Origin of the sequence: Paraburkholderia sp. IMGN_8, assembly GCF_038050405.1 — a bacterium.
In the GTDB taxonomy this organism is placed as follows: domain Bacteria; phylum Pseudomonadota; class Gammaproteobacteria; order Burkholderiales; family Burkholderiaceae; genus Paraburkholderia.
Genome location: NZ_CP150900.1, coordinates 2,873,578 through 2,897,673 on the forward strand (window position 1 = coordinate 2,873,578; position 24,096 = coordinate 2,897,673).

The window sequence follows — 24,096 nt, forward strand, 5'->3', positions numbered from 1 at the left end:
GCGCGCGGAAACAACCGCACACAACACCTGGAAGACACTGAGGAGCAAACATGTCCACCCAACGTTTTTTTATTCTCCATGCGACGTGCGCGACGGTGTCGTCGTTGCGCGCGCCGTTGATCGCCGTTGCGGTCGCCGGGTTGCTCGCCGCGTGTGGCGGCGACGGCGTCACCGCGCCACCGAGCGCATCCAGCAGCGGTAGCGCCAGCGGCGGGGGTTCGACCAGCGGCGGCCCGCCCACCACCACGACGTCGGGCACCAGCGGCCTCGGCACCGTCGCCGCGCAGACCACCAACGACCTCGGCAGCACGATCGCCGCGCAGACCATCCCAGGCCTCAGTCCGCAAGTCACGCAAGGTCTCGGCAACGCAGTGTCGAGCACCAGCAGCACGCTGGGCTCGCTGGCCGACGCCGTGAGCAGCGGCGTCGGCCAGATCGGCTCCACCTCCGACCCGGTCGGCACCACGGTCGCCGGACTCGGCTCGGTGGTCAGCTCGACGAGCGGCGTCGTGCAAGGTCTGAGCACCGCCGTAGGCGGTTTGGGCACCGGCAATCTCGCGCCGCTGTCGCCGCTCACCACACCGCTCGCGGGCGCGCTATCGACCACCGCGGGAGCGCTGAACGCCGGTGGCGCGACGCTTGGCAACGTGCTGGGCTCGGCGCCCGTGCAACAGCTCACCCAACCGATCAGCACCGCGATCACCCCGATCGTGACGACCGCCGGACTCGTGACGCAAGCCGTCGGCACGCAGACCGGCCTCGGCGCGCCGATCGGCGGCGTGCTTGCACAAGTCGGCGGCGCATTGAGCTCGGCTGGCTCGCAAGTCGGCTCCGCGACGGATAACCCGGTCGGCGCCGACCTCGGCACGCTGGTCGGTTCGCTCGGCAACACCGTGACGAACACGGGCGGTCTCGTCAATCCGAACGGACCGAACGGCGCGATGCCGATTCCCGGCCTGATTACAAGTCTCGTCGGCGGCACGACGGTGAACGTCGCCAATGGGCCGCCTGCCAACGGCAGCCCGCTCGGCCCGCTGCAAAGCACAGCGGCGAGTCTCGGGCTCGGCAACAATCCGCTCGGCTCGCTGTCGACGCTGCTTGGCGGAACGCCGCTGTCGGGCTTGACGTCGGCGCTGAACGGCACGCCGCTGAGTTCGCTGACATCCACGCTGAACAGTACGCCGTTGAGTTCGCTGACTTCAGCGTTGGGAGGCACGACGGGTAGCTCGACGAGTCCGTTGTCGTCGCTGACGGGTGCGCTTTCCGGCGTCACCAGCAGTACGTCCGGCAGCGGTGCGGGCGGCCAGCTGCTCGCGCCCGTGACCGCGCTAGTCGGCCAGTTGACCGGCACGCTCAGCTCGGCTGCAGGTTCGACGAGCGGCTCGAGTGGCTCAAGCGGCTCGACGAATGGCGTCACGACGCTGCTCGGCGGCTTACTGCCGGTGAGCCATAAATAGTCCGCATAAATCGTTTGTCTACGTTGCGCGCATAAGCCGTTCCCGCATCACCGGTCTCATTACGCAGCGCGCATACGCAGTCCGCTTCACCACGTGCTCCGCGGTTTCGCAGCCGATGCTCAAGCCCAACGGAGCACGTGACGTAATAGATGCAAGCATGGCAGCATGCATCGAGCCATACATAAGCGATCGCGACCAGCCCAGCCAGGCAGCACGCTCGCACGACAAGAACGGCATACGAGGAAAATCCGATGAAACTCGGGTACGGTAGCAAATGGACCTTCGTGCTCGCAGCCATTGCGGCAAGCGCATTGCAGATGGAGGCGCAAGCGCAGTCGCGCCCGGGCGGTTCCGCAGTCGGCGGCAATCCTATGGACTCACTGCCACAGATCAAGGCGCCCGATAAAGGGCCGAACGTCACCCTGCAGGTCGCGCCGCAAGCTCCGCAACTTCAGGAACTGCTCGCCCGTCATATAACGCCTTCGCGCGTGCAGGTCGAAGGCGTGAAATCCATTCCGTTCGACGAAGTCGCGCAACGCTTCACGCCCCTCGTCGGCAAAGACACCACCATCGGCGATCTGATCCGGGTGGCTAACGGCGTCACCAAGCTGTATCAGGACCGCGGCTACGCGCTCTCGTTCGCGTTCATCCCGGCACAAACTTTCGAAGACGGCGTGGTGCGCGTGACGGTGGTCGAAGGTTACGTATCCGCTGTCAAGGTGACGGGCAAGGCGGGCGCGGTCGAAGACAAGATCCGCGCGATCGCCGACCACATCACTGCCGACCGGCCATTGCGGCGCGCCACCTTCGAGCGTTACATCAATGTGCTGGGCCTGCTGCCCGGCGTGAAGGTCGCGGCCAACGTGCCGCCGCCGCAAAACACCGACGGCGCCACCACGCTCGAACTGAACGTGGATCGTAAGCCGTTCAACGTCAGCACCGGCATCGACTTCAACCATCCCGGCGTGCAAGGCCTGCTGACCGCGACCGAGAACGGCCTGACCGCGCTCGGCGAACAATTGAGCGTGTCCGCGTTGCTGCCGAAAGGTCGGGACAACGTGACCTATCTCGCCGCGCACGGCGCAGTGCCGATCGGCAGCAACGGGCTGATCGCGAAGATCGACGCGTCGCACTATCGCGGCAATCCGGTCGACAATCCCGGCCTACCCGCTTACGTCGAGCGCACGGTCATCAACGACAAGGTCAGCGGCTCGCTCGCCTACCCCATTCTGTTGAGCAACACCCAAAGCGTGATCGGCACGGCCACGGCCTACGCGTCGCACGACGAAGATCGCTACAACAACCACAACACCGGCGCGCAGATCGGCTTGCGTTCGCAAATTCGCGTGCTGCAATTACAGGCCGACTACACCAGCGTGCAACCCACCCAGGTGCGCCGCGCGAGTGTCAATGTGGCGAAGGCGTTCGATATCCTGGGCGCGTCGAAATCCGGCGACTCGAACGTTCCCGGTGGGCCCGTCACCAATCCGGCTTCGATCAACTTCGTGCGGACCGGCGCGACTTTCTCGCAGACCAACGAGTGGCCGCTGAAGATCGGCACCGCCGTCTCGTTGACCGGTCAGTACAGCGGCGTATCGCTGCCGACCTCGGAACAGATCTCGTTCGGCGCGCAGCGTTTTGCGCAGGGCTATCAACCGGGCGAAGCGTCGGGGGATTCGGGCTGGGGTGCCATGTTCGAAGTCAACCGCGCGTTCACGCCCGGCTTCACGTACCTGCGCACGTTCACCCCGTACATATCGTTCGACATGGCGCGGGTATATCTGCATGCGGGCACGCCTTCGCCGTCGAGGCTGTCGTCGATTGCGTTCGGTTTCCGGATCTCGGATGCGAAGTACTACAGCCTGGATTTGTCGGTCGCGAAAGCGGTCGGCGACGCGCCGGTGGAAAGCGCGTCGCGCAGCCCGCGCATCAACGCGACGTTCTCGTATCAACTGAACTGACGACGGAAAGTGCCGCGTTCTGATTAGAGGTTCCACTATCACACGGCACGCGCGCTTTCACGTATTCTGCGCTGACGGTGTTCAACAGATGCAGCTGACGTAGGACCTGAGAGGCAACACGAGGCATCACGGCGGCTTATCGCCCAGGAGTGCCCAGGAGGGCACGAGATGCCAATAACGCCGCGCGACCATGATCGTGCGGATTTTTATCAAGGAGGAAGACATGACGCAATTCACTCAACGCGCTCGCGCAATCGTGCTCCGCACAGCCAAACATGCCGCCGTTGCCGGCGTGCTGCTCGCCAGCGCCGTCACCGCGATGGCGCAGGCCGACAGCCCGGTCGGCACCTGGCAAACCATCGACGATCATACCGGTCAGCCCAAGGCGCTCGTTCAGATCACCCAGGACAGCACAGGCTCGCTTAACGGCAAGGTGATCAAGGGGTTGGCCGCGAACGACCAACCGGATCGCCGCTGCACGGAATGCACCGACGCGCGCAAGGATCAATTGATTCTCGGCATGACGATCATCAACGATATGAAAAAGGACGGCGACGGCTGGGATCAAGGGCAGATTCTCGACCCGGAAAACGGCAAGGTCTACAAGTGCAAGATGCACCTGGAAGACGGTGGGAACAAGCTGGTGGTGCGCGGCTATATCGGCGTATCGCTGCTTGGCCGCTCGCAGACGTGGGTTCGTCAGCAATAGTCCGCGCGTAGTTCAGGTATGAATGCCTGAGGTGCTGGGGTAGGTCGCCAGCATGCCGTTACTGCTGTCAGGACAGCATCAGAAGAACCGGCCCACGATCACCATCGTGCGGCCGTTTTTTTTGCTTGATTTGATTCGTTCGCGTCGTCATGCAGCGTGCTTGAAGGGCGACGGAAACGCGAACGGCGAAGCCGGTACAGGCTCGGCGGACGCAGGGTTGTACACCGCGGGTGCCGCAACCGGAGCCGCATCTGCCTGCACGCTCTTCTCCTCCGTGCTCATGTGCGTACGCATACGTGCTTCCATCATGCTGCACAGTTCTTCGCTTGCGGCGCCGAACAGCTGATCCATCACGCACTTGAGCACGCCGGATTCGTACCATGCCTTGAAGCGGCGATGGCAAGTTTGATACGACGGGTATTTGCGCGGCATGGCCGACCAGGTCGCGCCGCTATACATCACCCACAGCACGCCGTTGAGCACCGAGCGCGTATTGGCAAGTGGACGGCCGCGCAGTTCGGAGCGCGGACGCAATTCAGGGAGCAACGGTGCAACGCGTTGCCATTCTTCGTCATTGATATCACGGTATGGATTCATGGATTCTCCTTTGTCAGAACCACGACAAAGAAGATATCCAGTCACCCGCGGGCGGAATATAAGACCAATCCGAATCTTGAAAATACGTCTTCAGACATCGCCCATTTGGCGAGCGGACCGTGATCTATCGCAAAAGCGCCACCGCGAGGATGACGCGAACCCTCAGGTCAGCGACGTATCGACGATGCGCCGCGGCGCGTCGAGATATTCCTTCGACTGCATTTCGACGATGCGCGACACCGTGCGCGTGAACTCGTTAGCCATCGGACCGTCGACGTACAGTTGCTCGGGCGGCACCGCCGCGGACATCAGCAGCTTGACCTTGTGGTCGTAGAACACGTCGATCAGCCACGTGAAGCGGCGCGCTTCCGAAGCCATGCGCACCGACATCTGCGGCACGCCGGACAGAATCACCGCGTGAAACCGGCTCGCCAGTTCCAGGTAGTCGTTCTGCGAGCGCGGACCGCCGCACAGGGTCGCGAAATCGAACCACACGACGCCGTCAGCGCGGCGCAGCGCCTTCAGCTCCCGCTTTTCGATGTGCAGCAGCGGGCTTTCGTCGGGGACCGCGGCAAGGCGCGAAAACGCGTCGCGCAAGGCCTTGTCCGCCGCCGCGCCGAGCGGCGTGTGATACACCTCGACCTGGGCCAGCGTGCGTTGCCGGTAGTCGATGCCCGCATCGACGTTGATCACGTCGAGCTTTGCCTTGATCAGTTCGATTGCCGGCAGCATGCGGTCGCGATGCAGGCCGTCCGGATACAGCGTATCCGGATCGTAATTGGACGTCATCACGAACTGCACGCCGTTCTCGAACATCTTGTCGAGCAGGCGATACAGAATCATCGCGTCGGCGATATCCGACACGTGGAATTCGTCGAAACAGATCAGCCGGTAGCGCTTCGCGATACGGCGCGCGAGTTCGTCGAGCGGATCGGCCTGGCCTTTCAGTTCTTCCAGTTCGCGATGCACTTCGCGCATGAACTCGTGGAAGTGCAGCCGCGTTTTGCGCTGCACCGGCACGATCATGTAGAAGCTGTCCATCAGGAAGCTCTTGCCCCGCCCTACGCCGCCCCACATGTACACGCCGCGAGGCAGATCCGGGCGGATGATCAGTTTCTTGAACGCGTTCGAGCGGCGCGATTTGTATTCGACCCACTCTTCATAGCACCGCTGCAGACGGTCGACCGCCGCGCGTTGCGCCGGGTCCGATTGATAACCCCGCGTCTGCAGTTCTTTTTCGTAGTATTCGGTGACGTTCATTGTGTTGCTGCAAAAAGAAAGGCGGGAGGGAGTGAACCCGCCCGCCTTCGTGGTGATGCTGGAGTGCTGCGATCAGTCAGGCGTGCGCTGGTTACATGTTCAGCGCGCGCTTGTCGACGGCGAGAGCCGCTTCGCGCATGACTTCAGACAGCGACGGGTGCGGATGGCAAATGCGGCCGATGTCTTCCGACGCCGCCTTGAATTCCATCGCCACCACGGCTTCCGCGATCAGGTCCGATGCGTCCGCCGAGATGATGTGCACGCCGAGCAGTTCGTCGGTCTTCGCGTCGGCGATCATCTTGACGAAACCATCCGCCTTGTTGATGCCCAGCGCGCGGCCGTTCGCCATGAACGGGAACTGGCCCGTCTTGACTTCGCGGCCTTCGGCCTTCAGTTGCTGCTCCGTCTTGCCGACCCACGCGATTTCCGGTTCGGTGTAGATCACCCACGGAATGCAGTTGTAGTCGATATGCGGCTTCTGACCGTCGATGATTTCGGCAACCAGCACGCCTTCGTCTTCAGCCTTGTGCGCGAGCATCGGGCCACGCACCACGTCGCCGATCGCATACACGTTCGGCACGGCCGTCGCGCAGTGGTCGTCGACGTCGATGAAACCGCGCTCGTTGGCCTTCAGGCCGATCGCTTCGAGGCCGAGGTTGTCGGTATTCGGCACGCGGCCGATCGACACGATCAGGCGGTCGGCTTCCAGTGTTTGCGCGTTGCCGTCCTTGTCCGTGTAGTTCAGCGTGACGCTCTTGTCAGTCGTCGTCACTTCGCCGACATTCACGCCGACGTGGATGTCCAGACCTTGCTTCTTGAACTGCTTGGCGGCTTCCTTAGCCAGCGCCTGGTCCGCAGAGCCGAGGAATTCCGGCAGCGCTTCGAGCACGGTCACTTCCGAGCCCAGACGGCGCCACACCGAGCCGAGTTCCAGGCCGATCACACCTGCGCCGATCACGGCGAGCTTGTTCGGCACGGTGTCGAAGCTCAGCGCGCCTTCGTTGTCGGACACGATCTTATTGTCGACCGGCACGTTCGGCAGGTGACGCGCCTTCGAGCCCGTCGCGATGATCACGTTCTTCGCCGTGACGATTTCGGTTTCGCCTTCGCCGCTCACTTCGATCTGCACGCCGGCGTCCGTCTTGCCGGTGAACTTGCCATGACCCTTGAGCCACGTGATCTTGTTCTTGCGGAACAGGAACTCGATGCCCTTGGTCATCTTCTCGACGATGCCTTCCTTGCGGGACAGCATCTTCGTGATGTCGAGCTTCACGTCCGACACGTTGATACCGTGATCGGCGAGGTGGTGCTGCGCGTTTTCAAATTCTTCCGACGAGGCGAGCAGCGCCTTCGACGGAATGCAACCGACGTTCAGACACGTGCCGCCGAGCTTCAGCGCGCCGGCCGGGTTCTTCCATTTTTCGATACATGCGACGGTCTTGCCGAGTTGCGCTGCGCGGATTGCGGCGATATAGCCGCCGGGGCCGGCGCCGATCACGACGACGTCAAATTCTTTGGACATGACAATCCTTTTTATGACGGGACGACGCGCGGCCACGCTTCGTGGCGCGCGTCGTTGCAGTACTGCGGAATGCTGGAGGCGTGTTGCTTATATCGCGACGACTGTAGTGATTACAAGCCGGCGATTACAGGTCGAGCAGCAGGCGAGCCGGGTCTTCCAGCGCGTCCTTCATCGCGACCAGCGACAGCACTGCCTCGCGCCCGTCGATGATTCGGTGGTCGTACGACAGCGCCAGGTAGTTCATCGGACGGATCACGATCTGGCCGTTTTCGACCACAGCGCGTTCCTTGGTGGCGTGCACGCCGAGAATTGCGGATTGCGGCGGGTTGATGATCGGCGTCGACAGCATCGAGCCGAACACACCGCCGTTCGAGATCGAGAACGTGCCGCCCGTCATTTCTTCGATCGACAGCTTGCCGTCCTTGGCCTTCTGGCCGAATTCGGCAATCTTCTTCTCGATTTCGGCGAGGCTCAGCTGATCTGCATTGCGCAGGATCGGCACCACCAGACCGCGCGGCGAACCGACAGCGATACCGATGTCGAAGTAGCCGTGATAGACGATGTCGTTACCGTCGATCGACGCGTTCACGAGCGGGAACTTCTTCAGCGCGTGGACAGCCGCCTTCACGAAGAACGACATGAAGCCGAGCTTCACGCCATGTTCCTTCTCGAACTTGTCTTTGTACTTGTTGCGCAGGTCCATCACCGGCGCCATGTTCACTTCGTTGAACGTCGTGAGGATGGCGTTGGTTTGTTGCGACTCGAGCAGGCGCTCGGCGATACGCGCACGCAGACGCGACATCGGCACGCGTTGTTCCGGACGGTCCTTCAGCCATTGCTCGGCCGATGCCGGCGCCTTGACGTCCGGCAGCGAGGGCTTCGCTGCCTTCGGTGCGGCCGCCGGTGCAGCAGCCTTGGCGGCCGGTGCCGGTGCGGCTTGCGCGGTCAGCACGTCGCCCTTCGTGATGCGGCCGTCGCGGCCCGTGCCGGCGACGTCGCCTGCGGACAGATTCTTTTCAGCCATCAGCTTGCCGGCAGCCGGCGAAGCAGCGGTGTTCGCACCCGTTGCGGATGCGGCTTGAGCAGCAGGCGCTGCGGCCGGTGCCGGAGCGGCAACCGGAGCCGGCTTCACTTCTGCTTCGACAGCAGCGGCGCCAGCGGTACCTTCGGTGTCGATCTTGGCGATCACCTGATCGGCGACGACGATGTCGCCGTCGTTCGAGATGACTTGCGCGAGCACGCCGGCCGCCGGGGCCGGCACTTCGAGCACAACCTTGTCGGTCTCGATTTCGATGAGAATTTCGTCTTGTGCGACAGCCTCGCCGGGCTTCTTCTTCCACTGCAGCATGGTGGCTTCCGAGACCGACTCGGAGAGCTGGGGAACCTTGACTTCAACAATAGCCATTATGAATATCCTGAATACGTATCGGGTGACGGCGCGGTGAACGACGACCGCCTGCGAACCATGACTGCCGCGAATGAACCTTCAGACGCGGCACGGGAAAGCGCGTGGCGCTTTCCCGGTTCGTCTGTTGTGTTTATTTAGCGATCGACGCGCTCTTGAGGCGGCCGAAAGCACCTTCGACCAGCGCCTTCTGCTGCTCGTAGTGCTTCGCGTAGTAGCCGACTGCCGGCGAGGCCGAAGCCGGACGGCCGCTGTATGCCAGCTTCTGTCCGTCCTTCATGCCTTCCTTCAGGTGGTGCTCGATGTAGAACCACGGGCCTTGATTCTGCGGCTCGTCCTGCACCCAGACCACTTCGGTCGCATTGTCGTACTTCTTCATTTCCGCTTCGAACTGCTTATGCGCGAACGGATAGAGCTGTTCGATACGGATGATCGCGACGTCGTTCGCCTTCGCTTCGCGGCGATGCGCGACGAGGTCGTAGTACACGCGGCCCGAGCAGGCGATCACGCGCTTGACCTTCTTCGCGTCGATGGCTTCGTCCACTTCGCCGAGAATCGGCTGGAACGCGCCCTTCGCCAGTTCCGACAGATCCGATACGGCTTCCTTGTGACGCAGCAGCGACTTCGGCGTAGCGACGATCAGCGGCTTGCGGAACAGGCGGATCATCTGACGGCGCAACAGGTGGAAAATCTGCGCCGGCGTGGTCGGTTGAACGACCTGCATGTTGTGGTCTGCGCACAGTTGCAGGAAGCGTTCGATACGTGCCGACGAGTGCTCCGGACCTTGACCTTCGTAGCCGTGCGGCAGCAGCATCGTCAGGCCCGAGACGCGGCCCCACTTCACTTCGCCAGACGAGATGAACTGGTCGATCACGACTTGCGCGCCGTTCACGAAGTCGCCGAACTGCGCTTCCCACGCGACGAACGTATTCGGTTCAGCGGTCGAATATCCGTATTCGAAGCCCAGCACCGCTTCTTCCGACAGCACCGAGTCGATCACCGTGAACTTCGCCTGACCTTCGGCGATGTTCTGCAGCGGCACGTACGTGCCGTCGTTCCAGCGTTCGCGGTTCTGATCGTGCAGCACCGCGTGACGGTGCGTGAACGTACCGCGGCCCGAGTCCTGACCGGTCAGGCGCACTGCGTAGCCCGATGCGACAAGCGACGCGAATGCCAGGTGTTCACCCATGCCCCAGTCGAGCTTCGCTTCACCACGGCCCATCGCGCGACGGTCGTTGATGACGCGCTCGACCAGCGGATGCACCTTGAAGTTTTCCGGGATCGTGGTGATGCGCTCAGCGAGGCGCTTCAACTCGGCCAAGGGCACTGCCGTATCGGCTGCGTCGGTCCACTTGCGGTTCAGGAACGGGACCCAGTCGACCGCATATTTGCTCTTGTAGTTCGAGAGCACCGGATCGATCGTGTGGTGGCCTTCGTCCATCGCCTTGCGGTAGGCCTTGACGAATTCGTCGGCGTCCGTGGCGGTGATCACGCCTTGTTGCACCAGCTTTTCGGCGTACAGCGCGCGCGTGCCCGGGTGCTTCGCAATCGTCTTGTACATCAGCGGCTGCGTGACCGCCGGCGTGTCCTGCTCGTTGTGACCCAGCTTACGGAAGCAGACGATGTCGACGACGACGTCCTTATGGAACTGCATCCGGAAGTCGATGGCCAGCTGCGTAGCGAGCACGACCGCTTCAGGATCGTCACCGTTCACGTGCAGCACCGGCGCTTCGATCATCTTGACGACGTCCGAGCAGTACAACGTGGAGCGCGAGTCGCGCGGATCCGACGTCGTGAAACCGATCTGGTTGTTGATGACGATGTGCAGCGTGCCGTGCGTGCCGTAACCGCGCGTTTGCGCGAGGTTCAGCGTTTCCATCACGACGCCCTGGCCCGCGAAGGCCGCGTCGCCGTGGATCTGCACCGGCAGCACTTGCAGGCCGCTGTCGTCGCCGCGACGGTCCATACGGGCCTTGGCCGAGCCTTCGACCACCGGGTTGACGATTTCGAGGTGCGACGGGTTGAACGCGAGCGACAGGTGAACCGGGCCGCCATCAGTCGAGACGTCCGACGAGAAACCCTTGTGGTATTTCACGTCGCCAGCCGGCAGGTCATCGACGTGCTTGCCTTCGAATTCGGCAAACAGGTCCGCCGGCATCTTGCCGAGCGTATTGACCAGCACGTTCAGACGACCACGGTGGGCCATGCCGATGACGATTTCCTGGACGCCGTTAGCGCCGCCATGACGCACGACTTCGTCCATCGACGCGATGAAACTTTCGCCGCCTTCGAGCGAGAAGCGTTTCTGGCCGACGTACTTGGTGTGCAGGAAGCGCTCGAGGCCTTCAGCGGCCGTCAGGCGATTCAGGATGTGCTTTTTCTTGTCATTGGAGAAATTCGGCGTCGAACGGATCGACTCGAGCTTCTCTTTCCACCAGCGCTTCTGTTCCGGATCGCTCAGGTACATGTACTCGGCGCCGATCGTGCCGCAATACGTGTCACGTAATGCCTTGACGATCTCGCGCAGCGAAGCACGCTCGAACCCGAAGTACAGATTCGTCGCGCTGAACTCCTGGTCCATATCGGCTTCGGTAAAGTCGTAGAACGCGGGTTCAAGTTCGGGGATAGCGGGACGTTCGCGGCGCTTCAGAGGATCGAGATTGGCCCATTGCGTGCCGAGGAAGCGATATGCGCCGATGAGGGACTGCACATAGACTTGCTTGCGAGCGGTAGCGAGATCTTCGCCGCCGGCAGCCGTGCGCGGGATGAAAGCGTTAGCCTTGGCCCGTTGAGCAAACGATTCGACGATCGGGCCATGGGCCACGTCGTTGGCATTGCTGCCATCCGATGCAGGGACGTTCTGCAACGCATCGAAATAGCTGCGCCAGTTCTCGGGCACTGACGCCGGATTATCGAGATATGCTTCGTACATTTCTTCTACGTACGGAGCATTGCCGCCGAACAGATAAGAGTTCGACTGGAATTGCTTCATCATTTTTACGCTCACCTTTCTTCGAGTTTCTCGAGAAATAGCGGGTTACAGAACCTTCCGCGACACGGCCTGACCGTTTAGCGGATTGCGCGAATCAAGTCTTGCTTGGAAGGACCTAAAACTTTGCACCCGGGGAGCATATCACATAACGGATAGTCCAGATAGCAGACGGATTGTCGCTCGAGCCCCGCCGCGACGGGCTTTCTGGCTAGTTTCCAGTCCTTGCAACAGTCTTCTGCGAAAAACGGGGGACAAACAGGAATCGAACCCGCGGCTAACGGCGCATAAGTTATGTGGGAGCCCAAAAACGGCAAAAGCCACCCGTAGGTGGCTTTTGCCTGACATCGACCGCGAAATCGCGGCGCGATATCTATTTAGTCCACTGCGCCCTTACGGCTGGCGCTGCGGCGCTCATGTTCCTTCAGGTAACGCTTGCGCAGACGGATCGATTGCGGCGTGACTTCCACCAGCTCGTCGTCGTCGATGAATTCGACCGCGTATTCCAGCGACATCTGGATCGGCGGCACAAGGCGAACCGCTTCGTCCGTACCCGACGAGCGCACGTTGGTCAGCTGCTTGCCCTTGATCGGGTTCACGACCAGGTCGTTGTCGCGGCTGTGAATGCCGATGATCATGCCTTCGTACAGCGGCTCACCCGGTGACACGAACATACGGCCGCGATCCTGCAGTTTCCACAACGCGTACGCAACGGCTGCGCCGTCGTCCTGCGAAATCAGCACGCCGTTACGACGCTCGCCGACCGCACCTTCCTTGACCGGTTGATACGAGTCGAACGTGTGGCTCATCAAACCCGTACCGCGCGTGAGCGTCAGAAATTCCGACTGGAAGCCGATCAGGCCACGTGCCGAAATACGATACTCGAGACGCGTACGGCCGCGGCCGTCCGACGCCATGTCGAGCATTTCGCCCTTGCGGCGGCCCAACTCTTCCATCACGCCACCCTGGTGGCCGTCTTCCATGTCGACGGTCAGGTTTTCGTACGGCTCGTGCTTCACGCCGTCGACTTCCTGCATCACCACGCGCGGACGCGACACAGCCAGCTCGTAGCCTTCACGACGCATGTTTTCCACGAGAATGGTCAGGTGCAGTTCACCGCGGCCCGCCACTTCGAACGTGGTTTCGTCGCCGGTTTCCTTCACGCGCAGCGCGACGTTGTGGTTCAGTTCCTTCATCAGGCGATCGCGGATCTGACGGCTCGTGACGAACTTGCCTTCGCGGCCAGCAAGCGGCGACGAATTGACGAGGAAGTTCATCGTCAGCGTCGGCTCGTCGACGGTAATCATCGGCAGCGCTTCCGGTTGTTCCGGCGAGCAGATGGTCACGCCGATACCGATTTCTTCGATACCGTTGATCAGCACGATGTCGCCTGCTTCAGCCGACTCCACCTGCACGCGCTCCAGACCCTTGAACGACAGCACCTGATTGATCTTGCGGTTCAGGATCGCGCCGTCCGGGCCCGAACGCACGGCCACTGCCATGCCCGGCTTGATACGGCCACGCGTGATGCGGCCCACCCCGATACGGCCGACATACGACGAGTAATCCAGCGACGTGATCTGCAGTTGCAGCGGCGCTTCCGGATCGGCCGGGCGGACCGGCACGTGTTGCAGCACGGCGTCGAACAGCGGACGCATGTCGCCTTCACGCACGTCCGCCGTCAACCCGGCGTAGCCGTTCAGGCCCGACGCGTAGACGATCGGGAAGTCGAGTTGCTCGTCCGACGCGCCCAGCTTGTCGAACAGATCGAAGGTCTGGTTGATCACCCAGTCGATCCGCGCGCCCGGCCGATCGACCTTGTTGATGACGACGATCGGCTTCAGGCCGAGCGCCAGCGCCTTCTTGGTCACGAACCGCGTTTGCGGCATCGGGCCTTCAACCGCGTCGACCAGCAACAGCACCGAGTCGACCATCGACAGCACGCGCTCGACTTCACCACCGAAGTCGGCGTGGCCCGGGGTGTCGACGATGTTGATGTGCGTGCCTTCGTACTCGACCGCGCAGTTCTTCGAAAGAATCGTGATGCCACGTTCTTTTTCGATGTCGTTCGAGTCCATCACCCGCTCCACCACCGCCTGGTTCTCACGGAACGTGGCGGTCTGGCGAAGGAGCTGGTCGACGAGCGTAGTCTTGCCGTGGTCGACGTGGGCAATGATGGCGATGTTGCGTAGGGCGCGGGTCATAGGAAACCTGGAGACAGTTGAGAGTGCGCCGGTTGCTTATATAAACCACGACAAGCCCAAAGCGCACTTTTGGGAACCCGATATTGTAGCACGCACAAATGAAGCTTTCTGGTATTCCCTGATAGCCCGACAGTCTCCCATGCGGCGGTGCGTAGGAAGAAGCGCCATCCAGCGTCCGCGAACGCTTACGCGAAACCGCGCGCATTAGGTCTTGAGCGGAAAAAGTTCCTTGCCTAAGCTGTAATAACGCTTGCCGCGTCAATCAACCGCCCCCTATAATCCTGCCTAGTCAACCATTGCATTCGCACGAGAATCATGACGGAGCCGTCCCCCACCCCCACGCCGGATCTCAGCGAGTACCAGCTAGGCGAAAGCGTCGGCTATCTGATTTCGCGGGTGAAATCGACCATGTCCAACCTGGTCACCCAACGCAGCATGGCCGAACTCGGCATCACCAGTCAGCAGGGCAGCATCCTGTTCATGGTGGCCAGCGGCAAATGTCTGCTGGCAGCCGAATTGGCGCGCGAATACGGTATCGATGCAAGCGCCGTCACTCGCCTCGTCGACCGGTTGGAGAAACGCGGGCTGCTGACAAGGGTGCGCAGCAACGAAGACCGGCGTGTCGTCAGGTTGGCATTGACGCCGGAAGGCCATGCGATCGCAGCGAAGATGCCTGCGATTTTCAAAGGCGTGCTGGACAGCCTGCTGGGCAGCTTCACTCCCGAAGAAGTGGGTTTCCTGAAGAGCATGCTGCGCCGCGTGCTCATCAATTCCGGCGAACAAACGGGACTAACCCGTGATGCAGCAAGCAATTTTGACAGCAAGTCGTAATAAATTGCTTGCAGTGTCCATCATTACATTCCACTCAAAGAGTCGAGCGATGAAATCCTTTTCCCTGTCCGCGCCCGCGCTGTCGAGCCGGGCCGCTGTCGCCGCTGCGGTGACGGCGCTCGCCCTTACGGGGTGCGCGAACTACTTCGGCATGAAGAGCGACAAGCAGATCTCGTCGCCGGCTCAGTACGAGTCCACCCAGAGTCTGCCCGGCCAGGGCGGCCAGTGGCCGTCGCTCGACTGGGCCAACCAGTTCGGCGACCCGCAACTGTCCAAGCTGATCGCGGAAGCGCTGGAGGGCAATCCGTCGATCGCGCAGGCGCAGGCACGCGTGGCAAAAGCCTCGTCGTACATCGAAAGCTCGCGCTCGGCGCTGTATCCGAAGGTCAACGGCAGCTATTCGTGGACCCGCGAACTGTTCTCGGGCAACGCGCTCTACCCGCCTCCGTACGGCGGCGCCTGGTATAGCGAAAACAACGTGCTGGCGAGCGCCTCGTGGGATCTGGACCTGTGGGGCAAGAACCGCCAGCGTCTGGGCCAGGCCGTGTCGCAAGAAAAGGCCGCCGAGGCCGACATGCAGCAGGCGCGCGTAACGCTGGCCGCGTCGGTGGCAAGCACGTATAACCAGCTCGCGCAGCTGTATGCGTTCCGCGATATCGCCGAGCGTGAAATCGCCAACCGTCAGGACATCGGCCGGATCACCAACGGCCGCGTGAGTGCAGGTCTCGACACCAACGTCGAGCGGCAGACCGCGAACGGCAACATCGCGACCAGCCAGTCGAATTTGACTGACCTGGACGGTCAGATCACCGTGGTGCGTTATCAGTTGGGCGCGTTGCTCGGCAAGGGCCCGGATCGCGGCCTGCAAATCGCCCAGCCGGTTCTGACCACCGGCGACACCGTCGCGTTGCCGAACAACCTGCCGGCTGACCTTGTCGCACGCCGCGCCGATATCGTCGCCGCGCGCTGGCAGGTCGAAGCCGCGATGCACGACGTGAAGGAAGCGAAAGCTGAATTCTTCCCGGACGTCAACCTCGCGGCCGGCTTCGGTTTCGACGCGTTCGGCTGGGGCCGTTTCCTCAAATCCGGCAGCCGTCAGATGCAATTCGGCCCGGCCATCCACCTGCCGATCTTCGACGCCGGCGCGCTGCGCTCGCAGTTGAAGGGCCGTTACGCCGACTTCGACCTCGATGTGGCGAACTACAACCAGACGCTGATCAGCGCCTTGTCCGACGTCGCGACGCAAGTGTCGTCGATCCGTTCGATCGATCGGCAATCGGGCGACGCCCAGCGCGCGCTCGACGCGTCGACCAAGGCGTACGAGCTGGCCGTGATTCGCTATAAGGCCGGCTTGTCGCCGCAACTGCAGGTGCTGACCGCCGACCAGAACCGCCTTGGCGCCGAACAGACGGTAACGAGCCTGAAGATGCGCCGCCGCGATTTGCAGATCGGCCTCATCAAGGCGCTCGGCGGCGGTTTCGACGCGACGCAGACCGGCCTCGTGGTGCCGATCGATGCCCCGGCCTCGGCGACGGCCGCGACCGCCGCCGCAAACTGAAGCCACACCGGCGCGACACACACTCGCACGAACATCCGAATAAACGACGACGCTTGAGAGAACCCGGAGCACATCAATGAGCACCCCCCAGCAGCCCGCGCCCCCCGCACAATCGGCGAACAACGGCAAACGCAAGCGCATGATGACGCTGCTCGTCATCGTGATCCTGATCGCAGCGATCGCTTACGGTCTTTACTACTTCCTCGTCGCGCGCTTCCATGAAGACACCGACGATGCGTACGTGAACGGCAACGTCGTACAGATCACGCCGCAAGTCACCGGCACGGTAGTCGCCGTGAACGCGGATGACACGCAAACCGTGAAGGCCGGCGACCCGCTCGTCGTGCTCGATCCGGCCGACGCACGCGTCGCGCTGGAACAAGCCGAAGCGAATCTCGCGCAAACGGTGCGCCAGGTGCGCGGCCTGTTCGCCGACGACAACCAGTACCAGGCGCAAGTCGCCGTACGCCAGGCCGACCTTTCGCGCGCTCAGGACGACCTGAAGCGCCGTATGACGGTCGCGCAAACCGGCGCTGTGTCGCAGGAAGAAATCTCGCACGCTCGCGACGCAGTGAAAAGCGCGCAGGCCGCACTCGACGCCGCCGAGCAACAGCTCGCGTCGAACCGCGCGCTGACCGCCAACACCACGATCGCGAACCACCCGAACGTGCAGGCCTCCGCCGCGAAGGTTCGCGACGCTTACCTGAACAATGCGCGTAACAACCTGCCGGCGCCTGTTACCGGCTACGTTGCGAAGCGCTCGGTGCAGGTCGGCCAGCGCGTCTCGCCGGGCAATCCGTTGATGGCGATCGTGCCGCTGAACGGCGTGTGGGTAGATGCGAACTTCAAGGAAGTGCAACTGAAGCATATGCGCATCGGCCAGCCGGTCGAACTGACGGCCGACGTGTACGGCTCGTCGGTGGTGTTCCACGGCAAGGTGGTCGGCTTCTCGGCGGGCACGGGTTCGGCCTTCTCGCTGCTGCCCGCGCAGAATGCGACCGGCAACTGGATCAAGGTGGTGCAGCGCCTGCCGGTGCGGATCGCGCTCGACCCGCAAGAACTTGAGAAGCACCCGCTGCGTATCGGTCTGTCGATGCAAGCCGACGTGACCATCAAGAACGACGACGGCGGCCAGCTCGGCAACGCGCCGAACACGGTCTATCAAACCAGCGTGTTCGAGAAGTACGGCGACGAAGCCGATGCGGAAATCGCTCGCATCATCTCGGAGAACGCAGGCCCGAACGGCGGCTCGCAGAAGTCGAGCCAAGCCGCGAAGCCCGCTGCGAAGTTGATGTAAGCCTTGCCACGATTCATATAAGGCTTTTTTAATGGCTCAGGCTCAGGCGCAACTCCCTCACCCGCCGCTCGAGGGAGCGCAACTGGTGATCGGCACCATCGCGGTGTCGCTCGCCGTGTTCATGAACGTGCTCGACACGTCGATTGCGAACGTGTCGATCCCGTCGATTTCGGGCGATCTCGGTGTGTCGTCCGACCAGGGCACGTGGGTGATCACGTCGTTCGCGGTCGCCAACGCGATCTCCGTGCCGCTGACTGGCTGGCTCACCGACCGGATCGGCCAGGTGCGCCTGTTCATGGCGTCGATCATTCTGTTTGTGATCTCGTCATGGATGTGCGGCCTCGCGCCCACCCTGCCGTTCCTGCTCGCCTCGCGCGTGCTGCAAGGCGCGGTGGCCGGCCCGATGATTCCGCTGTCGCAAACGCTGCTGCTCGCGAGCTATCCACGCGCCAAGGCGCCGATGGCTTTGTCCATGTGGGCGATGACCACGCTGATTGCGCCGGTGGCCGGGCCGATTCTCGGCGGCTGGATCTCGGACAACATCTCGTGGCCGTGGATTTTCTACGTCAATATCCCGGTCGGCGCGATCGCCGCCGTGGCGACCTGGACGATCTTCCGCAACCGCGATTCGGTCGTCAAAAAGGCGCCGATCGACGGCGTCGGTCTCGGCCTGCTGATCCTCTGGGTGGGCGCGTTGCAGGTCATGCTCGATAAGGGCAAGGACCTCGACTGGTTTTCGTCGACCACCATCGTCGTGCTGGCGCTGGTCGCGGTGATTTCGCTTGCGTTCTTCATCGTATGGGAATTGACGGCCGAGCACCCGGTGGTCGATCTTTCCTTGTTCAGCCGGCGCAATTTCACCGGCGGCACGGTCGCGCTCTCGATCGGCTACGGACTCTATTTCGGCAATCTCGTGTTGCTGCCGCTGTGGCTGCAAACCGACATCGGCTACACCGCAACCGAAGCCGGCCTGGTGATGGCGCCGGTCGGCCTGTTCGCGGTGCTGCTCTCGCCGATTACCGGCAAGGTTTTGCCGCGTACCGATCCGCGCTATATCGCGACCTTGTCGTTCCTCGTGTTCGCGTTGTGCTTCTGGATGCGCTCGCGTTATACGACCGGCGTCGATACTTACTCGCTGCTGCTGCCCACGCTGATTCAAGGTATCGGTATGGCCGGGTTCTTCATCCCGCTGGTGTCGATCACGCTGTCGGGTTTGCCGGGTAACCGGATTCCGGCCGCATCGGGCCTGTCGAACTTCGTGCGGATCATGTGCGGCGGGATCGGCACCTCGATCTTCCAGACCGCATGGGATCACCGGACCATCATGCATCACGCGCAACTGGCGGAACAGGCGAACGCATACAACCCGGTGTTCGATCAGTCGATCCGGCAGATGGGTGCGGCAGGGTTCAGTCAGCCGCAGGCGTACGGACTTTTCAACACGATGGCTACGCAACAAGCCGCGCAGTTGGGCGTGAATGATCTGTTCTTTGTTTCCGCCGGCATCTTCGTCGCGCTGATCGCACTGATCTGGATCACCAAGCCGGAACGCGCGGGCGGTGACGCGGGCGCGGCGGCTGCGGCGGCGCATTGAGTTTTTAGTTTTTAGCTTCAATCCACGACGCAAGCTGGATAAAAAAGGCGGGACCGCCCGATAGCGGTCCCGCCTTTTTCGTTGTTGCGCGCGTTTGCCAGTGGTCTAGCTCACGGCGGTGACCACCAGCCGCTCCGGCGCCAGCACGCCCTCGCCTTGCTTCGCCACGCCGAGCAGACGGCCTTCAGCAGCGTACACGCGAACCCGCGGCGCGTTGACCGCATCGCCGGTAATGCTCAACTCGGAGAGCTTCAACCGCTGACCATGCAGAAACCGGCGCGTCGCGTCTTCACCCAGATGCACGGACGGGAAGGTCGACAGCAACGCATCGACCGGTTGCAACCAGGCATCTCGCTCGCTTTCCGTCGCATCGAACAACGCGTCGAGCGTCACCGCGTGCTCGAGCGTCAGCGCGCCGACGCCGGTGCGCCGCAACGCCACCAGATGCGCGCCGCAACCGAGCGCTTCGCCGATATCCTCGGCCAGCGTTCGCACATACGTCCCCTTGCTGCACGTCACGCGAAACGTCACGTCCGGCAGCGCGCAGGCGAGCAACTCGAGCGCGTGGATCGTCACCTGACGCCCTTCCCGCTCGACCACCTGACCGGCGCGCGCATATTCGTACAGCGGCTTGCCGTCGCGCTTGAGCGCCGAATACATCGGCGGGACCTGGACAATGTCGCCGAGAAACTTCTCCAAAGCGGCACGGACCGCCGCCTGATCGCACGTCACGTCGCGCGTGTCGATCGCTTCGCCTTCGGCATCGCCGGTGGTCGTGCGGATACCGAGGCGCATGGTCGCCTCGTAGGTCTTGTCGGCTTCGAGCAGATCCTGCGAAAACTTGGTGGCTTCGCCGAAACACAGCGGCAGCAGACCGGTGGCCAGCGGATCGAGCGTGCCGGTATGGCCTGCCTTTTTCGCCAGATACAGACGCTTCGCACGAATCAGCGCGTCGTTGCTCGACAGGCCGATCGGCTTGTCGAGCAACAGCACGCCGTCGAGCGCGCGACGCGGCACGCGGGGGCGTTGAGGTGCGGTCATGTCAGAAAGAAGACGGAGTCAAGGTGAACGGTGAGCAGCGCGGAAAACGTCGCGAAACAGCGTGCGATCAGTCTTCTTTCGCGCGATTGGCGTTCGCCTCGTCAATCAGACGCGACATTTCGACCGCACGTTCGATGGTCTTGTCGTAATGGAAATGCAGCGTCGGCACGGTATGGATATGCAGGCGCTTGAACAGCTGATTGTGCAGATGGCCGGCAGCGTGCTGAAGTGCTTCCAGCGTCTGTTGCGGGTCGCCCGTCAGCGTCGTGAAGTAGACCTTCGCGTGCGCGTAGTCCGGCGTCAGTTCGACGCTTTGAATCGTGACGATGCCGATGCGCGGATCCTTGACCTCGCGCAGCAGCTCGGACAGGTCGCGCTGGATCTGATCGGCGATCTGCACGTTGCGATTGGGAGAAGTACGTTTTTTAGGCATAGTGAATTGGTGATCCGTTCTAGCGGATGACAAAGGGTGTTCGCGCAGGCCGCGGCTTGTGTTCCCCGGGCGGCAATGAAGCAGCCAAAACAGCCACGGCGACCGCCATCGCGACAGCCGCCGCGTGCGCCTTGCGCGCCAAACGCGCAGGCCCAAAAACAACGGGCGGAGCGGGCGTTAAAGCCCGCTCCGCCCCTTGAGCCGTGCCGCGTGAGTTACAGCGTACGCGCGACTTCGGTGACCTCGAAGACTTCGAACTGATCGCCTTCGACGATATCGTTGAAGTTCTTGATCGACATACCGCACTCGAAGCCCTGACGGACTTCCTTCACGTCGTCCTTGAAGCGTTTGAGCGAATCGAGCTCGCCCGTGAAGATGACGACGTTGTTGCGCAGCACGCGTACCGACGACGAACGCTTGACGAAACCGTCCGTGACCATACAGCCGGCCACCGCGCCGATCTTCGGTACCTTGAAGACCTGACGCACTTCGACCGTACCCGTCACGATCTCGCGCTTCTCCGGTGCCAGCATGCCCGACATTGCCGCCTTCACGTCATCTACTGCGTCATAGATGATGTTGTAGTAGCGAATATCGACGCCGTTGGATTCCGCCAGCTTGCGAGCCTGTGCGTCCGCACGGGTGTTGAAGCCGATGATGACCGCCTTCGAAGCCGTAGCCAGGTTGACGTCGGACTCGCTGATGCCACCCACGGCACCGTGCACGATCTGCACGCGCACTTCGTCGGTCGACAACTTGAGCAGCGACTGCACCAAAGCTTCCTGCGAACCCTGCACGTCGGCCTTGACGATGAGCGGCATGTACTGCACTTCGCCTTCGCCCATCTGTTCCAGCATGTTCTCGAGCTTCGCGGCCTGTTGCTTGGCCAGCTTGACGTCGCGGAACTTGCCTTGACGGAACAGCGCGACTTCACGCGCCTTGCGGTCGTCCGGCATGACGATCATTTCTTCGCCTGCCTGCGGCACTTCCGACAGACCCTGGATTTCGACCGGGATCGACGGGCCCGCCGACTTGGTCGGCTTGCCGGTTTCGTCGAGCATGGCTCGCACGCGGCCGTAAGCGCTACCTGCCAGCACCACGTCACCACGGTTGAGCGTACCCGACTGGACCAGGATCGTTGCAACCGGACCCTTACCCTTGTCGAGCTTCGCTTCAATAACGAGGCCCTTGGCCGGCGCTTCGACCGGTGCCTTCAGTTCCAGCACTTCGGCTTGCAGCAGCACGTTTTCGAGCAGATCGTCGATGCCCGCACCGGTCTTAGCCGACACCGACACGAACGGCGAATCGCCACCGTACTCTTCCGGCACGACGCCTTCCGCGACCAGTTCCTGCTTCACGCGCTCCGGATTCGCGTCCGGCTTGTCGATCTTGTTGATCGCGACGACGAGCGGCACGCCGCCTGCCTTCGCGTGGGCAATCGCTTCCTTCGTTTGCGGCATCACGCCGTCGTCGGCCGCGACCACCAGAATCACGATGTCGGTTGCTTTCGCACCGCGAGCACGCATGGCCGTGAACGCTTCGTGGCCCGGCGTATCGAGGAACGTGATGACACCGCGCGGCGTTTCGACGTGATACGCGCCGATGTGCTGCGTAATCCCGCCCGCTTCACCCGCTGCGACCTTGGCGCGGCGAATGTAGTCGAGCAATGAGGTCTTGCCGTGGTCGACGTGACCCATGACCGTGACGACCGGCGGACGCGGCAGTGCTTCTGCGTCGGAGATTTCGCCTTCGACCAGCATCGCTTCCGGATCGTCCAGCTTGGCCGCAACCGCGTGGTGGCCCAGTTCCTCGACGATGATCATCGCCGTTTCCTGGTCCAGCATCTGGTTGATCGTGACCATCTGGCCGAGCTTCATCATCGACTTGATGACTTCCGAGGCCTTCACCGCCATCTTGTGCGCCAGATCGGCGACCGTGATGGTTTCCGGCACGTGCACTTCGCGCACGATCGGTTCGGTCGGCGCCTGGAACGTGGTGCTCTGATCCTGATGCTTGCCGCGACCCTTCGGGCCACCGCGCCAGCCACGATCGACACCGCCGCTCGTATCGCCGCGCGTCTTGATGCCGCGGCGCTTCGCTGCGTCGTCCTGCCAGCCGCCCTTGCCGGCGCCCGGCTTCTTCTTGTCGCCAGCCGGCGGTGTGGTCGCAGCAGCCGGAGCCGCAGCAGCCGGCTTCCTGGCTGCCGGACGCGCCGGTGCTTCGCCCGCCGGACGCGCCGGCTTGTGCAGCGTGCCCTTGGCTTCCACGGCCTTGGCCGGCTCAGCGGGCTTCGGTGCCGGTTCCGGCGCCTTGACCTGCGCCTTGCGCGGCGTGCTCATCATTTCGCGAATCGCACGCGCTTCGGCTTCTGCCGCCGCACGGCGCTTGCTGATTTCTTCCTGCTCGGCGCGCGTCTTTTCGGCGGCCTGACGCGCTGCGTCTTCCGCTTTCTTCGCCGCTTCGCGTTGAGCGGCGCGTTCTGCCGCAGCGCGCTCGTCGTCCTGCTCCGCAACCGGCTCCGCGGCCCTGGCAGCGACCGGTTCAGCCTTCGCGGCGGCCGGCTGTGCAGTAGCTTGCGCCGCTTGAACCTTCTCGCGAGCAGCTGCTTCGGCCGCAGCCGCAGCGCGCTTCTTCGCCGCTTCTTCTTCCGCACGGCGACGCTCGGCTTCGGCAGCCTGCTCGCGCGCCTGACGTTCGGCTTCTTCGCGTTCGAGTTGTTCCTGACGCGCCTTCAGCTCCTGAGCCTGCTTTTCGAGCAGCTCGGCTTCGTGACGGGCTTCCTCTTCACGACGCTGGAGTTCGAGGTCGTCTACGTCGGCCTCGGCCACATGATTCGATGCTTCCGCGCCTTCAGCGGCGGATTCGTCGCGGCGGACGAAAGTGCGCTTCTTACGCACCTCGACCTGAATGGTGCGAGCTTTGCCCGTCGCGTCGGATTGCTTGATCTCCGACGTATGCCGTTTCGTCAGCGTGATCTTGCGCTTGTCCGCATCAGTCGAGCCGTGAGACTTGCGCAAGTGATCGAGCAGACGCGCCTTGTCCGTTTCGGACAAGCTGTCGTCTTCGCTCGCCTTTGTGACGCCCGCCGCCTGCAGCTGCTCGAGCAGCACGCCTGCAGGCATTTTCAGTTCCGCGGCAAATTGGGCTACGTTGTTACTCGCCATTCATTCCTCTTAATGCAAGGACCGATTCCTTGCGGTTAGCATCGGGTCATGCGGCCTGACGGCCGCGTTCAATT

The 24,096-nt window shown here is 62.5% G+C and carries 16 protein-coding genes; 7 read left to right on the forward strand and 9 right to left on the reverse strand.

Annotated features, from left to right (window positions below; genetic code table 11):
• Window positions 1-50: 50 nt before the first annotated feature.
• The 3 genes from WN982_RS13300 (at window position 51) to WN982_RS13310 (ending at window position 4,127) form a co-directional block, all read left to right on the forward strand.
• Window positions 51-1,457, forward strand: a complete 1,407-nt coding sequence (locus WN982_RS13300; RefSeq protein ID WP_341312452.1) for a collagen-like triple helix repeat-containing protein — start codon at window positions 51-53, stop codon at window positions 1,455-1,457.
• Window positions 1,458-1,708: 251 nt separating this feature from the next.
• Window positions 1,709-3,418 (forward strand): POTRA domain-containing protein, encoded by a 1,710-nt coding sequence (locus tag WN982_RS13305; protein WP_341312453.1) that lies wholly within the window; start codon window positions 1,709-1,711, stop codon window positions 3,416-3,418.
• Between the two features lie 223 nt (window positions 3,419-3,641).
• The gene (locus WN982_RS13310) at window positions 3,642-4,127 is read left to right on the forward strand and encodes a DUF2147 domain-containing protein (protein ID WP_341312454.1); all 486 of its coding nucleotides are present in this window, start codon (window positions 3,642-3,644) and stop codon (window positions 4,125-4,127) included.
• A gap of 147 nt (window positions 4,128-4,274) precedes the next feature.
• On the opposite strand, the gene WN982_RS13315 is transcribed toward WN982_RS13310, so the two are convergent.
• From WN982_RS13315 to typA, 6 genes are all read right to left on the reverse strand, one after another.
• Entirely contained in the window at window positions 4,275-4,724 is a 450-nt protein-coding gene (locus WN982_RS13315; RefSeq protein ID WP_341312455.1) for a transposase, read from the reverse strand.
• Between the two features lie 162 nt (window positions 4,725-4,886).
• The gene (gene zapE, locus WN982_RS13320) at window positions 4,887-5,984 is read right to left on the reverse strand and encodes a cell division protein ZapE (protein ID WP_341312456.1); all 1,098 of its coding nucleotides are present in this window, start codon (window positions 5,982-5,984) and stop codon (window positions 4,887-4,889) included.
• A gap of 91 nt (window positions 5,985-6,075) precedes the next feature.
• Window positions 6,076-7,506 carry a dihydrolipoyl dehydrogenase gene (gene lpdA / locus WN982_RS13325; RefSeq protein ID WP_341312457.1) on the reverse strand — a complete coding sequence of 477 codons (1,431 nt, stop codon included), beginning with the start codon at window positions 7,504-7,506 and terminating at the stop codon, window positions 6,076-6,078.
• Between the two features lie 124 nt (window positions 7,507-7,630).
• On the reverse strand, window positions 7,631-8,911 hold the full coding sequence (odhB, locus tag WN982_RS13330) for a 2-oxoglutarate dehydrogenase complex dihydrolipoyllysine-residue succinyltransferase (RefSeq protein ID WP_341312458.1): 1,281 nt from the start codon (window positions 8,909-8,911) through the stop codon (window positions 7,631-7,633).
• Between the two features lie 133 nt (window positions 8,912-9,044).
• Window positions 9,045-11,906, reverse strand: coding sequence for a 2-oxoglutarate dehydrogenase E1 component (locus WN982_RS13335; RefSeq protein ID WP_341312459.1), 2,862 nt, complete (start codon window positions 11,904-11,906; stop codon window positions 9,045-9,047).
• Between the two features lie 371 nt (window positions 11,907-12,277).
• The gene (typA, locus tag WN982_RS13340; RefSeq protein ID WP_341312460.1) at window positions 12,278-14,104 is read right to left on the reverse strand and encodes a translational GTPase TypA; all 1,827 of its coding nucleotides are present in this window, start codon (window positions 14,102-14,104) and stop codon (window positions 12,278-12,280) included.
• Between the two features lie 315 nt (window positions 14,105-14,419).
• Between typA and WN982_RS13345 the strand changes: the two genes are divergently transcribed.
• The 4 genes from WN982_RS13345 to WN982_RS13360 all read left to right on the forward strand — a co-directional run bounded on the left by WN982_RS13345 (window position 14,420) and on the right by WN982_RS13360 (window position 19,384).
• Window positions 14,420-14,935: a MarR family winged helix-turn-helix transcriptional regulator gene (locus WN982_RS13345; protein ID WP_341312461.1), complete on the forward strand. Its 516-nt coding sequence runs from the start codon at window positions 14,420-14,422 to the stop codon at window positions 14,933-14,935.
• Between the two features lie 49 nt (window positions 14,936-14,984).
• On the forward strand, window positions 14,985-16,493 hold the full coding sequence (locus tag WN982_RS13350; protein ID WP_341312462.1) for an efflux transporter outer membrane subunit: 1,509 nt from the start codon (window positions 14,985-14,987) through the stop codon (window positions 16,491-16,493).
• Window positions 16,494-16,569: 76 nt separating this feature from the next.
• Window positions 16,570-17,790 (forward strand): EmrA/EmrK family multidrug efflux transporter periplasmic adaptor subunit, encoded by a 1,221-nt coding sequence (locus tag WN982_RS13355; protein ID WP_341312463.1) that lies wholly within the window; start codon window positions 16,570-16,572, stop codon window positions 17,788-17,790.
• 31 nt (window positions 17,791-17,821) lie between these two features.
• Entirely contained in the window at window positions 17,822-19,384 is a 1,563-nt protein-coding gene (locus tag WN982_RS13360) for a DHA2 family efflux MFS transporter permease subunit (RefSeq protein ID WP_341312464.1), read from the forward strand.
• A 105-nt stretch (window positions 19,385-19,489) separates the two neighbouring features.
• On the opposite strand, the gene truB is transcribed toward WN982_RS13360, so the two are convergent.
• From truB to infB, 3 genes are all read right to left on the reverse strand, one after another.
• Complete coding sequence (gene truB, locus WN982_RS13365; RefSeq protein WP_341312465.1) at window positions 19,490-20,425, reverse strand: tRNA pseudouridine(55) synthase TruB; 936 nt, start codon at window positions 20,423-20,425, stop codon at window positions 19,490-19,492.
• 67 nt (window positions 20,426-20,492) lie between these two features.
• Entirely contained in the window at window positions 20,493-20,858 is a 366-nt protein-coding gene (gene rbfA, locus WN982_RS13370; RefSeq protein ID WP_115109196.1) for a 30S ribosome-binding factor RbfA, read from the reverse strand.
• A gap of 215 nt (window positions 20,859-21,073) precedes the next feature.
• Complete coding sequence (infB, locus tag WN982_RS13375; protein ID WP_341312466.1) at window positions 21,074-24,022, reverse strand: translation initiation factor IF-2; 2,949 nt, start codon at window positions 24,020-24,022, stop codon at window positions 21,074-21,076.
• Between the last annotated feature and the right edge of the window lie 74 nt (window positions 24,023-24,096).

What these genes read in the sequence shown, in the direction of transcription:
- WN982_RS13300 (WP_341312452.1), top strand. Translation starts at nt 51, where the DNA reads ATGTCCACCCAACGTTTTTTTATTCTCCATGCGACGTGCGCGACGGTG.
- WN982_RS13305 (WP_341312453.1), top strand. Translation starts at nt 1,709, where the DNA reads ATGAAACTCGGGTACGGTAGCAAATGGACCTTCGTGCTCGCAGCCATT.
- WN982_RS13310 (WP_341312454.1), top strand. Translation starts at nt 3,642, where the DNA reads ATGACGCAATTCACTCAACGCGCTCGCGCAATCGTGCTCCGCACAGCC.
- WN982_RS13315 (WP_341312455.1), bottom strand. Translation starts at nt 4,724, where the DNA reads ATGAATCCATACCGTGATATCAATGACGAAGAATGGCAACGCGTTGCA.
- zapE (WP_341312456.1), bottom strand. Translation starts at nt 5,984, where the DNA reads ATGAACGTCACCGAATACTACGAAAAAGAACTGCAGACGCGGGGTTAT.
- lpdA (WP_341312457.1), bottom strand. Translation starts at nt 7,506, where the DNA reads ATGTCCAAAGAATTTGACGTCGTCGTGATCGGCGCCGGCCCCGGCGGC.
- odhB (WP_341312458.1), bottom strand. Translation starts at nt 8,911, where the DNA reads ATGGCTATTGTTGAAGTCAAGGTTCCCCAGCTCTCCGAGTCGGTCTCG.
- WN982_RS13335 (WP_341312459.1), bottom strand. Translation starts at nt 11,906, where the DNA reads ATGATGAAGCAATTCCAGTCGAACTCTTATCTGTTCGGCGGCAATGCT.
- typA (WP_341312460.1), bottom strand. Translation starts at nt 14,104, where the DNA reads ATGACCCGCGCCCTACGCAACATCGCCATCATTGCCCACGTCGACCAC.
- WN982_RS13345 (WP_341312461.1), top strand. Translation starts at nt 14,420, where the DNA reads ATGACGGAGCCGTCCCCCACCCCCACGCCGGATCTCAGCGAGTACCAG.
- WN982_RS13350 (WP_341312462.1), top strand. Translation starts at nt 14,985, where the DNA reads ATGAAATCCTTTTCCCTGTCCGCGCCCGCGCTGTCGAGCCGGGCCGCT.
- WN982_RS13355 (WP_341312463.1), top strand. Translation starts at nt 16,570, where the DNA reads ATGAGCACCCCCCAGCAGCCCGCGCCCCCCGCACAATCGGCGAACAAC.
- WN982_RS13360 (WP_341312464.1), top strand. Translation starts at nt 17,822, where the DNA reads ATGGCTCAGGCTCAGGCGCAACTCCCTCACCCGCCGCTCGAGGGAGCG.
- truB (WP_341312465.1), bottom strand. Translation starts at nt 20,425, where the DNA reads ATGACCGCACCTCAACGCCCCCGCGTGCCGCGTCGCGCGCTCGACGGC.
- rbfA (WP_115109196.1), bottom strand. Translation starts at nt 20,858, where the DNA reads ATGCCTAAAAAACGTACTTCTCCCAATCGCAACGTGCAGATCGCCGAT.
- infB (WP_341312466.1), bottom strand. Translation starts at nt 24,022, where the DNA reads ATGGCGAGTAACAACGTAGCCCAATTTGCCGCGGAACTGAAAATGCCT.